Genomic DNA, 13340 nt, shown 5'->3' on the forward strand with positions numbered 1-13340 from the left:
AGCACCGAATGCGCAGTACCTAACGAAGACGGTAATAAGCATGAATCTTCACGAGTATCAGGGTAAGCAGCTGTTCGCTGAGTACGGCCTGCCAGTATCCACCGGTTACGCGGTAGACACCCCGGAAGCGGCAGCAGAAGCTTGCGACAAAATCGGCGGCAGCGAATGGGTTGTCAAAGCCCAGGTTCACGCCGGTGGTCGCGGTAAAGCGGGCGGCGTCAAGCTGGTTCGTAGCAAAGAAGACGCCAAAGCCTTCGCACAGCAGTGGCTGGGCAAGCGTCTGGTGACTTACCAGACTGACGCCAACGGTCAGCCAGTCACCAAGATCCTGGTTGAATCGTGCACTGATATCGCTAAAGAGCTGTACCTGGGCGCTGTCGTTGACCGTTCGAGCCGTCGCATCGTGTTCATGGCTTCCACCGAAGGTGGCGTGGACATCGAGAAAATCGCTCACGACACCCCTGAGAAAATCCTCAAGGCCACCATTGATCCGCTGGTTGGCGCACAGCCGTTCCAAGGTCGCGAGCTGGCCTTCCAGCTGGGCCTGGAAGGCAAGCAAGTTGCTCAGTTCGCCAAGATCTTCGTAGGCCTGGCCAAGCTGTTCAAGGACCACGACCTGGCGCTGCTGGAAGTGAACCCGCTGGTGATCAAGGCCGACGGCGACCTGCACTGCCTCGATGCCAAGATCAACATCGACGCCAACGCCATGTACCGTCAGCCTAAGCTGAAGACTTTCCACGATCCGTCGCAAGACGATCCGCGCGAAGCGCACGCTGCCAAGTTCGAACTGAACTACGTGGCCCTGGAAGGCAACATCGGCTGCATGGTCAACGGTGCTGGCCTGGCCATGGGTACCATGGACATCGTCAACCTGCATGGCGGCAAGCCAGCCAACTTCCTCGACGTGGGCGGCGGTGCTACCAAGGAACGCGTAACCGAAGCGTTCAAGATCATCCTGTCCGACACCAACGTCGCTGCAGTACTGGTCAACATCTTCGGCGGCATCGTTCGTTGCGACATGATTGCCGAAGGCATCATTGGCGCCGTGAAAGAAGTCGGCGTGAAAATCCCGGTTGTTGTTCGCCTTGAAGGCAACAACGCTGAGCTGGGCGCTAAAGTACTGGCAGAAAGCGGTTTGAACATCATCGCTGCTACCAGCCTGACCGACGCTGCTCAACAAGTCGTTAAAGCTGCGGAGGGCAAATAATGAGCGTCCTGATCAATAAAGACACCAAGGTTATCTGCCAGGGTATTACCGGTTCGCAAGGTAGTTTCCACACCCAGCAAGCCATCGAATACGGCACCAAGATGGTTGGCGGCGTAACGCCGGGCAAGGGCGGCACCGAGCACCTGGGCCTGCCTGTCTTCAACACCGTCAAGGACGCTGTTGCAGCCACTGGCGCTACCGCCAGCGTGATCTACGTTCCGGCTCCTTTCTGCAAGGACTCCATCCTTGAAGCAGCGTTCGGCGGCATCAAGCTGATCGTCTGCATCACCGAAGGCATCCCGACCATCGACATGCTGGAAGCCAAGGTCAAGTGCGACGAGCTGGGTATCACCCTGATCGGCCCTAACTGCCCAGGCGTGATCACTCCAGGCGAATGCAAGATCGGCATCATGCCAGGTCACATTCACTTGCCAGGCAAGGTCGGTATCGTTTCCCGTTCCGGCACCTTGACCTACGAAGCCGTCAAGCAGACCACTGACGCCGGTTTCGGTCAGTCGACTTGCGTCGGCATCGGCGGTGACCCGATCCCAGGCTCCAACTTCATCGACATCCTGAAGCTGTTCCAGGAAGACCCGAAGACCGAAGCGATCGTCATGATCGGTGAGATCGGCGGTTCCGCTGAAGAAGAAGCGGCTGCCTACATCAAGGCCAACGTGACCAAGCCGGTTGTTTCCTACATCGCGGGTGTGACTGCTCCTCCGGGCAAGCGCATGGGCCATGCTGGCGCAATCATCTCTGGCGGCAAAGGCACTGCAGACGAGAAATTCGCTGCGCTGCAAGACGCAGGCGTGAAAACCGTGCGTTCGCTGGCAGACATCGGCAAGGCCCTGGCCGAGCTGACTGGCTGGGAAATGAAGAAGTAAGCTTCGGCTGACCCCTTCGTTCCAGCAACAAAGGCCACCTTCGGGTGGCCTTTGTCGTTCCAGAGCAGCGCCAAGCTTCAAGCGGCTAGCTGCAAGATAAATGCTTGCAGCTCGAAACTTGTAGCTTGCTGCTGCTTTTATTACGTAAACGCGACAAGGAAATGTCGTGTATCGGATAGTTCGCCCTGTAACAGTGCGTTTTTCACCCAGATTCGTTAGTCTGGCGGCCATTTTGCGATCGCGGCCCACAAGGAAGCGACGCGCTAAACGGGTTGGTCCCATACGGATCGGCAGCATTTCCCTCACCCTTCAGGGAAATCCCTCTCTAAATTCCGATTCAGTAGTGTGGTTTCCTTAATGAAAGTGTTGAAAGGCCAGGACATCCTGGCGCTTGGTTTCATGACATTTGCCCTGTTCGTCGGGGCTGGCAATATCATCTTCCCGCCTATCGTTGGTTTGCAGTCCGGGCCGCATGTCTGGATGGCGGCGCTGGGCTTTTTGATCACCGCGGTCGGGCTGCCGGTGATCACCGTCGTTGCGCTGGCCAAGGTCGGCGGGGCGATGGATGCCTTGAGCAGCCCTATCGGCAAGATCGCCGGTGGTTTGCTGGCAGCGGTGTGCTACCTGGCTGTCGGCCCGCTGTTCGCCACACCGCGCACCGCCACGGTCTCGTTCGAGGTCGGCCTGGCACCGCTGACCGGCGAGAGTCCGCTGGCGCTGTTTCTTTATAGTGCGGTGTACTTCCTGCTGGTGTTCTTCATCTCGCTCTATCCGGGCCGCTTGCTGGACACCGTCGGGCGCTTTCTCGCCCCGCTGAAGATCATCGCCCTGGCCGTGCTCGGCATCGCCGCGTTTGCCTTGCCTGCCGGCGATATCGGCGTGGCGACACCGCAATACGTGGCGGCGCCGTTTTCCCAGGGCTTCATCAATGGCTACCTGACCATGGATACCCTCGGTGCCCTGGTATTCGGCATCGTCATCGTCAACGCGATCCGTTCCCGAGGCGTGGAGTCGCCTGCCTTGATCACCCGCTACGCGATCATCGCCGGGCTGATCGCCGGAGTGGGCCTGGCGCTGGTCTACGTCAGCCTGTTCCGCCTGGGCTCCGGCAGCCACGAAGTCGCGGCGCACGCAACCAATGGCGCGGCCGTGCTGCATGCCTACGTGCAACACACGTTCGGCAGCCTGGGCAGCGGTTTCCTCGCGGTACTGATCTCCCTGGCGTGCCTGGTGACTGCGGTCGGCCTGACCTGCGCCTGTGCCGAATACTTCAGCCGCGTCCTGCCGCTGTCGTACAAGACGCTGGTGATCATCCTGGCGGCGTTCTCGCTGCTGGTCTCCAACCTCGGCCTGACCAAGCTGATCGCCTTCTCGATTCCGTTGCTGACGGCGATCTATCCACCCTGCATCGTTCTGGTTGCCCTGAGCTTCTGCAAGGACTTCTGGCACGAGCAGGGGCGCATCGTCGGCCCGGTCATGCTGGTGTCGTTCCTGTTCGGCTTGATCGACGCTCTCAAGGGCGCCGGGTTGGCGGATTGGCTGCCGACGCAGCTGGCCCACCTGCCGCTGAGCGATCAGGGCCTGGCCTGGCTGGTGCCTTCGGTCATGACCCTCGTGGTCGCGGTGGTCTGCGATCGGTTATTGGGCAAGCGCAGCGAAGCACTGGCTTAAGCGGCTTCGAACAGGCTAACCCGTAGAACGAAATGCCCCGTATCAATCGATACGGGGCATTTTTTATGGGTGCAGTGTCTTTTTCCTTGAGCTAGCGTCGAATGGAGTGTCCTGAGTCCGCAAACACGGTTCCAGCGTTCGTTATTGTCATACAGGGAATTGCATGTCATTCATCCAAGCCAACCTGATTCATCTTCTCGCCGCCGTATGGTTCATTATCTGCTGGGCTGGCTACACCCGTTACGCTTCCTGGAAAGCGCGCGATACGGCGTGCCTGGCCAGCGTAATGCACCTGTACCGGGAAGATTGGATGCGTCGCATGTTGCTGCGCGATAACCGCATCGCCGATGCCAGCGTGATTGGTAACCTTGAGCGCAACGCGTCGTTCTTCGCCTCCAGTACGCTGATTATCCTTGCCGGTATCCTCACGGTATTGGGCGCGTCCGACCGTGCGGTGTCGTTGCTCGCGGACCTGCCACTGGTGCAGCAGGCTTCCCAAGGCATGGCAGAGGTGAAGCTGCTGTGCCTGGCGCTGGTGTTCGTGTATGCGTTCTTCACGTTCAGTTGGTGCATGCGCCAGTACAACTTTGCCGCGGTCCTGGTGGGTTCGGCGCCGATGATCGGTGAACGGCATGTGTCCGAGCAAGAGCGCAAGGCCTTTGCATCAAGAGCGGCACGGGTCATCTCCATGGCGGCCAACCAGTTCAACTTCGGCCTGCGCGCTTATTATTTCGGCATGACCATGTTGGCGTGGTTCGTCAGCCCCGTGTTATTCATGTTGATGAGCGCCGGTGTGGTGTTTGTGCTGTATCAGCGCGAGTTTCATTCGGATGTACTGGATGTAATGGTCTATACGCCTACCGAAGCGCCAACGTCGGACGCCGGCAAGGAAACCGCGTGATGAAGCGTTGAGCCACCCAAATTGCAGGCAAAAGAAAACCCGCTCCAGGCGGGTTTTCTTTTACTGCTAAAACCGTATCAGTTGGTTTTAGGCGCGGTAGCAGGGGCTTGTTCCTGCTGGGCGGCGCTGTTCGATTCAGACTGAGCTTTGGCGGCTTCGGCGTTTTCTTTCGCCGCGTCGTTCACTTTATCCTGTGCTTTGTTCATGTCTTGCTGAGCTTGCTCAGCGTGTTGGTTGGCATCTTGAGCTTTGTCCTCGGATTTTTTATCGCAGGCAGCGAGACCGAGGGAGGCGGCCAACATCAAGGCAATAGCAAAAGTCTTACGCATGGGGTGTTTCTCCTTATGGAAATAACTACTGGCCTTTTGAGCAACCCCCCTCAGGTTAAGTTCCTCTTTTGCGACAGATATATAACTTTGCAAGGTTGCGGAACTTTAGCGCACCCGCCTGTTGCCAGGCCTATCAACAAACAAGGGCATTGATGAACATGGCTGAAGATCCCGTTTTTGAGCGTGCGACACGTTTTTTATCCGCGCTGCGGCATTGTCAGGTCCTGGGCTTGAAGTTGCACAGCGCCAGTTGTGATGGGCTGACGGTCATCCTTCCGTTCAGCCCGCAAATCGTCGGCAACCCGCTGACGGGCATCATCCATGGTGGCGCGTTGACTTCATTGATGGACACCGCCTGCGGCATGTCGACCTTATGCGTGCTTGCGCAATTCGAAGTCTGTCCCACCCTCGACTTGCGCATCGATTACATGCACGCCGCCGAGCCCCACAAGGACGTCTACGGCTTCGCTCAATGCTACCGGGTGACTCCGGATGTGATCTTCTCTCGCGGTTTCGCCTACCAGGACGACCCCGGGCAACCCATCGCTCATGTGGTGGGCACGTTCATGCGCCTGGGCGAGCATGCTCGGGGAATGGGGAAGGGCGGCCCGATGACCGCCGTGGCCCAGCCATGACCGACATCACCGAGGAACAACTGCGCCGCGCCTGCGAACAGGGCGACTACGCGCTGCTGCTCGCTTCGATTCCCTATGCGCAGCTGATTGGCATTGAATGCACGCGACAGGGCGACGAACTGCTGTTTTGCCTGCCGGCCAACAAGGACAACATTGGTAACCCTTTGCTGCCAGCCATTCATGGCGGTGTGATCGCCGGTTTCATGGAGTTGTCGGCTGCCGTTCATCTGCTGATCGCCACCCGTGCGCCGGGCGTGCCGAAGATCATCGATTTTTCCCTGGATTACCTGCGCGCCGGGCAGTTTCGCGACACCTATGCCAAATGCCAGGTATGGCGCCAGGGGCGGCGCGTGGCCAACGTGGCGATCACTGCTTGGCAGGAAAGTGAGGCCGAGCCTATTGCAACGGCGCGGGCCCATTTCAAGATCCCTGCGCCTTCCAAGCCGACCGGCCCTTGAAATCATCACCGTTGCCCCCACCTTCAGGACATCCCGCCGCCAATCTCTGCGAGGCGGACACCACCATCCACTTGGAGTTTGATGACCATGAGCGTGGAAACTCAAAAGGAAACCCTGGGCTTCCAGACCGAGGTGAAGCAACTGCTGCACCTGATGATTCACTCGCTGTATTCGAATAAGGAAATTTTCCTTCGCGAGCTGATCTCGAACGCCTCTGACGCTGTCGACAAGTTACGTTTTAAAGCACTGTCCAAGCCAGAGCTGCTGGAGGGCGGTGCTGAGCTGAAGATCCGTGTGAGCTTCAACAAGGACGCGAAAACCGTCACCCTCGAAGACAATGGCATCGGCATGAGCCGCGAAGAGGTGATCACGCACCTGGGCACCATCGCCAAGTCGGGCACCGCCGACTTCATGAAAAACCTGTCCGGCGACCAGAAGAAAGATTCCCACCTGATCGGCCAGTTCGGCGTCGGTTTCTATTCCGCATTCATCGTCGCCGATCAGGTCGAAGTGTTCAGCCGCCGTGCCGGCCTCGCTGCGAGCGAAGGCGTGCATTGGTCGTCCAAGGGCGAGGGCGAATTTGAAGTCGCCACCGTCGACAAGGCTGATCGGGGCACCCGCATCGTGCTGCACCTCAAGTCCGGCGAAGACGAGTTTGCCGATGGCTGGCGCCTGCGCAACATCATCAAGAAATACTCCGACCACATCGCGCTGCCGATCGAGCTGCCGAAGGAAGTCACCGCTGCCGAGGGCGAAGAAAAGCCTGAAGTGGAATGGGAGACTGTCAACCGCGCCAGTGCCCTGTGGACCCGTCCGCGCACTGAGGTTACGGACGAGGAATACCAGGAGTTCTACAAGCACATCGCCCACGACTACGAGAATCCGCTGAGCTGGAGCCATAACAAGGTCGAAGGCAAGCTGGAATACAACTCGCTGTTGTACGTGCCGGCCCGTGCGCCGTTCGATCTGTACCAGCGTGAAGCGCCACGCGGCCTGAAACTGTACGTGCAGCGTGTGTTCGTCATGGACCAGGCCGAGTCGTTCCTGCCGCTTTACCTGCGCTTCATCAAGGGTGTGGTGGACTCCAATGACCTGTCGCTGAACGTCTCGCGGGAAATCCTGCAGAAAGACCCGATCATCGACTCCATGAAGTCGGCGCTGACCAAGCGCGTCTTGGACATGCTGGAAAAACTGGCCAAGAACGAGCCGGAGCAATACAAGAGCTTCTGGAAAAACTTCGGCCAGGTGATGAAAGAAGGCCCCGCCGAGGACTTCGCCAACAAAGAGAAAATCGCCGGCCTGCTGCGCTTTGCATCCACCCAGGGTGACGATGGCGAGCAGATCGTTGGCTTGGCCGATTACCTGGCTCGCGCCAAGGAAGGCCAGGACAAGATCTACTTCCTCACCGGTGAAACTTATGCACAGGTGAAAAACAGCCCGCACCTGGAAGTCTTCCGCAAAAAAGGCATCGAAGTGCTGCTGTTGACCGACCGCATCGATGAGTGGCTGATGAGCTACCTCAACGAGTTCGACGGCAAGAGTTTCGTCGACGTGGCCCGTGGCGACCTGGACCTCGGCAACCTGGATTCGGAAGAAGACAAGAAAGCCGCCGAAGAAGTCGCCAAGAGCAAGGAAGGCTTGGTCGAGCGGATCAAGACGGCCCTCGGCGATGCCGTTAGCGAAGTGCGTGTTTCCCACCGCCTGACCGATTCTCCGGCGATCCTGGCTATCGGTGAACAGGACCTCGGTTTGCAGATGCGTCAGATCCTCGAAGCCAGCGGCCAGAAGGTCCCGGATTCCAAGCCGATCTTCGAATTCAACCCGGCTCACCCGCTGGTGGAGAAGCTCGATAACGAGCAGAGCGAAGAGCGTTTCGGCGACTTGTCGCACATCCTCTTCGACCAGGCCGCCCTGGCGGCCGGCGACAGCTTGAAGGACCCGGCGGCATATGTCCGTCGCCTGAACAAGCTGCTGGTTGAACTGTCAGCTTGATCAAGTGAGACAAAACCCGCTTCGGCGGGTTTTGTCATTTCTGGTGTTCAGTCAAAAAGGAGTCCGTCATGAGTGAGGTTACGGTTCGTTCGCTGGTCTATCAGATCGATGGTCAAAGTTATGAAGGTCGTCTGGCCTTCGACGTCAACCAGCAGGGCCCGCGTCCGGGTTTGCTGATGGCGCCGAACTGGATGGGTGTCGGGGCGGGTGCCGAAGACATCGCCAGATCGGTGGCGGCTAATGGTTATGTGGTGTTGATCGCCGACCTGTACGGGCAAACGGTGCGCCCGAGCAATGCCGATGAGGCCGGGGCGGCGATGATGCCGCTCAAGAACGACCGGGCCTTGTTGCGCAAGCGCATGCAGGCCGCGTTCGAACAACTGCAGAGCCAGGGTGACGCAGAGGTCGATACGGCGAGACTGGCCACGTTCGGCTTCTGCTTCGGTGGCTGCTGCGCCCTGGAACTGGCGCGAAGCGGTGCGCCGCTGAAGGCCACCATTTCCTTTCACGGCACCCTGGATACACCGGACCCGGCCGATGCGCAAAATATCAAGGGCGCGGTGTTGGTGATGCATGGCGCGTCCGACCCGCTGGTGCCGAAGGAACAACTGCCCGCGTTCGAAGCTGAGATGAGCGCCGCTGGTGTGGACTGGCAATTGCTCAGCTATGGCGGCGCGGTGCACTCTTTCACCGATCCACAAGCCAATGTGCCTGGCAAAATGATGTACAACGCCAAGGTCGCCGGGCGCGCGTTCCGGTCGATGCATAATTTGCTGGATGAAGTGTTCAAGGGCTGAATGCACCCAATAACTGTAGTGAGGGAGCAAGCTCCCTCACCACGGGATGGGTGTGTAGCTAGGGCAATTCGATCCGCTCGCTTTCCCCCGGCACCGTCGGCCAGTCCCCGGCCGCCCAGCGCCGGCGGGCTTCGTCGATGCGAGCCGGGTCGCTGGAAACGAAATTCCAGTTCATTCGCCGTGGCCCGTCCAGCGGAGCGCCGCCGAACAGCACGGCGTGACAATCGCTGTCGGCAAACAGCGCCATCTCTTCCCCCGCTGGCAGTATCACCAGCGAATGAGGCTCCAGCGGTTCACCGTCCAACTGCGCCTCGCCGCTCAGGACATACAGTGCGCGTTCTTCATGCTCGGTCGGGATCAGCAGCGTCGTCGCGGTTTGCAGGTTCAGTTCGGCATACAGCGTAGGCGACAATACCGGGACCGGCGACTCCAGGCAAAAGCCTGACCCGGCAATCATGCGGATGCTGACGCCCAGGTTGTTGCTGACCGGTAGGGTCTGGCCCGGATGATGGCTGTAGTGCCCTGGCCCTTGCTCATGGGACTTGGGCGAAGCCAACCAGACTTGCAGGCCATGCATGACGAAGGCGCTGCCCAGCAATGAGTCAGGGGTGCGCTCGACATGGGCGATGGCGCTGCCCGCCGTCATCCAGCTGACGTCCCCAGCCTCCACCACCTGATCGGAACCCAGGCTGTCCTTGTGTTGGAGTGTTCCCTCGAACAGGTAGGTGAGGGTGGACAGGCCAATATGCGGATGCTGGCGGACGTTCATGCCTTTATCGGCCGGGTAGGAGGTCTGCAGCATGTGGTCGAAAAACACGAAGGGTCCGACGTTGCGGCATTTGGCGGACGGCAGCGGCCGCAGAATGGGCTGGCCTTCCACATCTTCTGCACGGGGGCGAACGATCAGGGGAGCGGTCATGAGGGCTTCCAGGTTGAACGACGAATGCGCAGAGCATAACCCGAGCTTACAGAGAGCGGCAGCGGCGGCTTGAACCCGGGCGGGACGGCCGGGTCTATGCTGCTCATGGCTTTTTTGGAGAGTGCTCGTGCCTTCGCCCCGTCTGATCTTCGCTTGCCTGTTGGCCATTACGAGCAGCGGCGCCGTGGCTCGTGAATATGTCTACAGTGATGCGCACCTGCATTATGTTGACTTCTTCCAGGAGTCTGCCGGCATGCCCAAGCTGCTCAAGGCCATGGCCGACAACCGCATCGAGCACGTCATGATTTCCGGCGTGCCGGTGGCGAAGAAATGGCATGAGGATGAACCCAAGCGTCCTCGCTACTACGCCGGTGATGATGCGGACGCCTATTGGTACAGCGCCACTGACGTGATTGTCGCAGCGGCGGTCAACAAACTGCCCGCCGAACAACGCCGGTATTTCCATCCATTCCTGTCCGGGTTCAACCCCAACGACAAGAATTCCGCTGCACATATCCAGCGCATGCTCGATCTGTACCCTGGGCTGTGGCAAGGCATCGGCGAAGTGTTCACTCGCCATGACGACTTGACGGCGCTGACTTCCGGCGACACCCCCCGCGCTAACAACGAGGCCATGACCCGGATCTATCACCTGGCCGCCGAGAACGACCTGCCGGTGATGCTGCATTCCAATATCACGTCCAAGCGTGAGAGAAATCCGCTTTACCTGGCGGAAATAGAAGAGCCGTTGCGTAATCATCCGCACACACGGTTCATTTGGGCCCATGCCGGCACTAGCATGGAGATTCATCGGCACCAGACTCAGCTGGATTTCCTGCTGCCCACGCTGACGCGGATGCTCGAGTCCTACCCCAACCTGTTCATCGACCTGTCCTGGAGCATGCTCACGCCTTACTTGCTCGACGAGGCGGGCAAGCCCAGGGTTGAATGGGTAAAGCTGGTGGAGCGCTTCCCTGAGCGCTTCATGCTGGGGTCTGATGTGGTAGGACGCTTCAACAAACTGGGTAAGGAGCTGCGCAGCTTTGCCCCGTTCCTGGATGCCTTGCCGGAAGACGTGGCGAGGAAAGTGGCGCGGGATAATTTCCTCGCGGTATTGCCTCGCTCAGTGGCCCGCTGAGCTCCCTCGCCACAGGTTAGCCATTTGCCCGAGTTATCGGTGGCAGGGTGCATTGGCTTTGTCATCAGCCTGTCACCCCGGCGTCATACCCTCGCGCTCATCTCAATCAAGGAGCGCAATATGCATCTCACCCGTCCAAGCGCGCTGCTCGCGCTGTTGATGACCTGTGGCCTGGCCCAGGCGGAAGTCCGTGTCGAAGGCCCGGTGGAGTACGGCGTGTTTGAAGGGCCACAAGCCGAGTTGCAATCGGGCGAGCGAGTCCTGCGTCGCAGCAACGAGCAGATCCGTCAGACCGAAAGTGTGCCGGCCAAGCTGGGCACCAAATTTGGCATGCGCTATCAGTTGGCGGGCAAGGTCGCGGATGACCAACCGTTGACACTGCTGTACTTCACGCCGGGCATTCGTACTCCCGATGGCGTGCGGCACGACAAGTTCGAAGTTATCCAGAAACTGGTGCCCGGCGCGCCTCAGGACGTGATGGCGTATGAGTTCACCGAAAGCCATGAAGTGGTGCCGGGGGAGTGGCGGTTCATGGTGTTCCAGGGTGACCGACTGCTGACGCAGCAGCGGTTTGTCGTGCGCTGAACACGTACTGAGCAGGCAAAAAAACGCCCCGAACCAGTCGGGGCGTTTTTGTGTGCGGCGTAGCGGCGGGGCTTACTAGCCCTGCCAGCGCTTCATGACCAGGGTGGCGTTGGTGCCACCGAAGCCGAAGCTGTTGCTCATCACGGTGTTGATGGTGGCGTTTTCGCGAGTCTTGGTCAGGATCGGCAGGTCCGCCACTTCCGGGTCCAGCTCGTCGATGTTGGCCGAACCGGCCATGAAGTTGCCTTCCATCATCAGCATGCAGTAGATCGCTTCGTGAACGCCGGCGGCGCCCAGGGAGTGACCCGACAGGCTCTTGGTGGAGCTGATGGCCGGTGCTTTGTCACCGAACACCTCACGCACGCCTTTCATTTCCGCAACGTCGCCGACCGGGGTCGAGGTGCCGTGGGTGTTCAAGTAGTCGATCGATGCATCGACGGTGGACATCGCCATTTGCATGCAACGCACGGCGCCTTCACCGCTCGGGGCAACCATGTCGTAGCCGTCCGAAGTGGCGCCGTAGCCGACAATTTCCGCATAGATTTTTGCGCCACGGGCGAGGGCGTGTTCCAGCTCCTCGACCACGACCATGCCACCACCGCCGGCGATGACGAAGCCGTCACGGTCGGCATCGTAGGCACGGGAAGCTTTTTCCGGCGTGTCGTTGCGCTTGCTGGACAGGGCGCCCATCGCGTCGAACAGGAACGACTGGCTCCAATGTTCTTCTTCGCCGCCACCGGCAAAGACGATGTCCTGCTTGCCCATCTGGATCTGTTCCATGGCAGTACCGATGCAGTGGGCACTGGTGGCACAGGCAGAAGCGATGGAATAGTTCAGGCCCTTGATCTTGAACGGTGTGGCCAGGCAGGCGGAAACGGTGCTGCTCATGGTCCGCGTGACGCGGTACGGACCTACGCGCTTGACGCCTTTCTCGCGCAGGATGTCCAACGCTTCCATCTGGTTCAAGGTCGAGGCGCCGCCGGAGCCGGCGATCAGGCCGGTGCGCGGGTTGGACACCTGCTCTTCGGTCAGGCCGGAGTCAGCGATGGCGTCCTTCATGGCCAGGTAGGCGTAAGCCGCCGCATGGCCGACGAAACGGTAGATCTTGCGATCGATCAGCTCTTCGAGGTTGAGGTCAATGGAGCCGGAAACCTGGCTACGCAGACCCATTTCGGCATATTCCGGGTTGTACCGGATGCCAGGGCGACTTGCACGCAGGTTAGCGGAGACGGTCTCTTTGTCATTGCCCAGGCACGAAACGATGCCCAGACCAGTGATAACGACGCGGCGCATGCGGATAACCCTTAGAAGTTGTCAGTGGAGGTGAAAACGCCGACCCGAAGGCCTTCGGCGGTGTAGATCTCGCGACCGTCGACAGCCACCGAACCATCGGCGATGGCCATGTTCAGCTTGCCCTTGAGGACGCGTTTGATATGAATGTTATAGGTGATCTTCTTGGCGGTCGGCAGAACCTGACCGAAGAACTTCACTTCGCCCGAGCCCAAGGCGCGACCGCGACCCGGCAGGCCCTGCCAGCCGAGGAAGAAGCCGACCAGTTGCCACATGGCATCCAGGCCCAGGCAGCCCGGCATCACCGGGTCGCCTTCGAAGTGACAGGCGAAGAACCACAGGTCCGGAGTGATATCCAGCTCGGCGACCAATTCACCTTTGCCGTACTTGCCACCCTCTTCGCTGATATGGGTAATGCGATCCACCATCAGCATGTTCGGGGCGGGCAGTTGCGCGTTACCTGGGCCGAACAGCTCACCGCGACTGCAGCGCAGCAGATCTTCCCGAGTAAAGGCGTTTTGTTTGGTCATGCGA

14 protein-coding genes are annotated in these 13340 nt (G+C 59.5%); 10 read left to right on the plus strand and 4 right to left on the minus strand.

Going from position 1 to position 13340, the window contains the following annotated elements; all coding sequences use genetic code 11:
- Positions 1-40 precede the first annotated feature (40 nt).
- From sucC to J3P82_RS07800, 4 genes are all read left to right on the plus strand, one after another.
- The gene (sucC, locus tag J3P82_RS07785; protein ID WP_007919879.1) at positions 41-1207 is read left to right on the plus strand and encodes an ADP-forming succinate--CoA ligase subunit beta; all 1167 of its coding nucleotides are present in this window, start codon (positions 41-43) and stop codon (positions 1205-1207) included.
- Entirely contained in the window at positions 1207-2091 is an 885-nt protein-coding gene (sucD, locus tag J3P82_RS07790) for a succinate--CoA ligase subunit alpha (RefSeq protein WP_003179236.1), read from the plus strand. The genes sucC and sucD overlap by 1 nt, the downstream gene beginning before the upstream one ends.
- Positions 2092-2448: 357 nt before the next feature.
- The gene (gene brnQ, locus J3P82_RS07795) at positions 2449-3762 is read left to right on the plus strand and encodes a branched-chain amino acid transport system II carrier protein (protein WP_434561997.1); all 1314 of its coding nucleotides are present in this window, start codon (positions 2449-2451) and stop codon (positions 3760-3762) included.
- 163 nt (positions 3763-3925) lie between these two features.
- Positions 3926-4663 (plus strand): DUF599 domain-containing protein, encoded by a 738-nt coding sequence (locus J3P82_RS07800; RefSeq protein ID WP_434561999.1) that lies wholly within the window; start codon positions 3926-3928, stop codon positions 4661-4663.
- Between the two features lie 77 nt (positions 4664-4740).
- On the opposite strand, the gene J3P82_RS07805 is transcribed toward J3P82_RS07800, so the two are convergent.
- The gene (locus J3P82_RS07805; protein ID WP_030138335.1) at positions 4741-4992 is read right to left on the minus strand and encodes a hypothetical protein; all 252 of its coding nucleotides are present in this window, start codon (positions 4990-4992) and stop codon (positions 4741-4743) included.
- A gap of 158 nt (positions 4993-5150) precedes the next feature.
- Between J3P82_RS07805 and J3P82_RS07810 the strand changes: the two genes are divergently transcribed.
- From J3P82_RS07810 to J3P82_RS07825, 4 genes are all read left to right on the plus strand, one after another.
- Positions 5151-5627 (plus strand): PaaI family thioesterase, encoded by a 477-nt coding sequence (locus tag J3P82_RS07810; protein ID WP_434562001.1) that lies wholly within the window; start codon positions 5151-5153, stop codon positions 5625-5627.
- Positions 5624-6085, plus strand: a complete 462-nt coding sequence (locus J3P82_RS07815; protein WP_434562003.1) for a PaaI family thioesterase — start codon at positions 5624-5626, stop codon at positions 6083-6085. The genes J3P82_RS07810 and J3P82_RS07815 overlap by 4 nt, the downstream gene beginning before the upstream one ends.
- 87 nt (positions 6086-6172) lie before the next feature.
- The gene (htpG, locus tag J3P82_RS07820) at positions 6173-8077 is read left to right on the plus strand and encodes a molecular chaperone HtpG (protein ID WP_434562005.1); all 1905 of its coding nucleotides are present in this window, start codon (positions 6173-6175) and stop codon (positions 8075-8077) included.
- A gap of 68 nt (positions 8078-8145) precedes the next feature.
- Positions 8146-8874: a dienelactone hydrolase family protein gene (locus J3P82_RS07825; RefSeq protein WP_434562007.1), complete on the plus strand. Its 729-nt coding sequence runs from the start codon at positions 8146-8148 to the stop codon at positions 8872-8874.
- Positions 8875-8932: 58 nt separating this feature from the next.
- Here J3P82_RS07825 and J3P82_RS07830 read toward each other — a convergent pair whose 3' ends face one another.
- On the minus strand, positions 8933-9793 hold the full coding sequence (locus J3P82_RS07830) for a pirin family protein (RefSeq protein ID WP_434562009.1): 861 nt from the start codon (positions 9791-9793) through the stop codon (positions 8933-8935).
- Between the two features lie 121 nt (positions 9794-9914).
- On the opposite strand from J3P82_RS07830, the gene J3P82_RS07835 reads away from it, so the two are divergent.
- Together J3P82_RS07835 and J3P82_RS07840 are read left to right on the plus strand one after the other, a co-directional pair.
- Positions 9915-10931 carry an amidohydrolase family protein gene (locus J3P82_RS07835; protein ID WP_434562011.1) on the plus strand — a complete coding sequence of 339 codons (1017 nt, stop codon included), beginning with the start codon at positions 9915-9917 and terminating at the stop codon, positions 10929-10931.
- Between the two features lie 120 nt (positions 10932-11051).
- Positions 11052-11516 (plus strand): DUF3859 domain-containing protein, encoded by a 465-nt coding sequence (locus J3P82_RS07840; protein ID WP_186611576.1) that lies wholly within the window; start codon positions 11052-11054, stop codon positions 11514-11516.
- A gap of 75 nt (positions 11517-11591) precedes the next feature.
- Here J3P82_RS07840 and fabB read toward each other — a convergent pair whose 3' ends face one another.
- Positions 11592-12809 carry a beta-ketoacyl-ACP synthase I gene (gene fabB / locus J3P82_RS07845; RefSeq protein WP_434562013.1) on the minus strand — a complete coding sequence of 406 codons (1218 nt, stop codon included), beginning with the start codon at positions 12807-12809 and terminating at the stop codon, positions 11592-11594.
- A gap of 11 nt (positions 12810-12820) precedes the next feature.
- Complete coding sequence (gene fabA, locus J3P82_RS07850) at positions 12821-13336, minus strand: 3-hydroxyacyl-[acyl-carrier-protein] dehydratase FabA (protein ID WP_003204400.1); 516 nt, start codon at positions 13334-13336, stop codon at positions 12821-12823.
- Positions 13337-13340 lie beyond the last annotated feature (4 nt).

The sequence above is a fragment of the Pseudomonas sp. Z4-20 genome (assembly GCF_051131955.1).
GTDB lineage: Bacteria > Pseudomonadota > Gammaproteobacteria > Pseudomonadales > Pseudomonadaceae > Aquipseudomonas > Aquipseudomonas marvdashtae.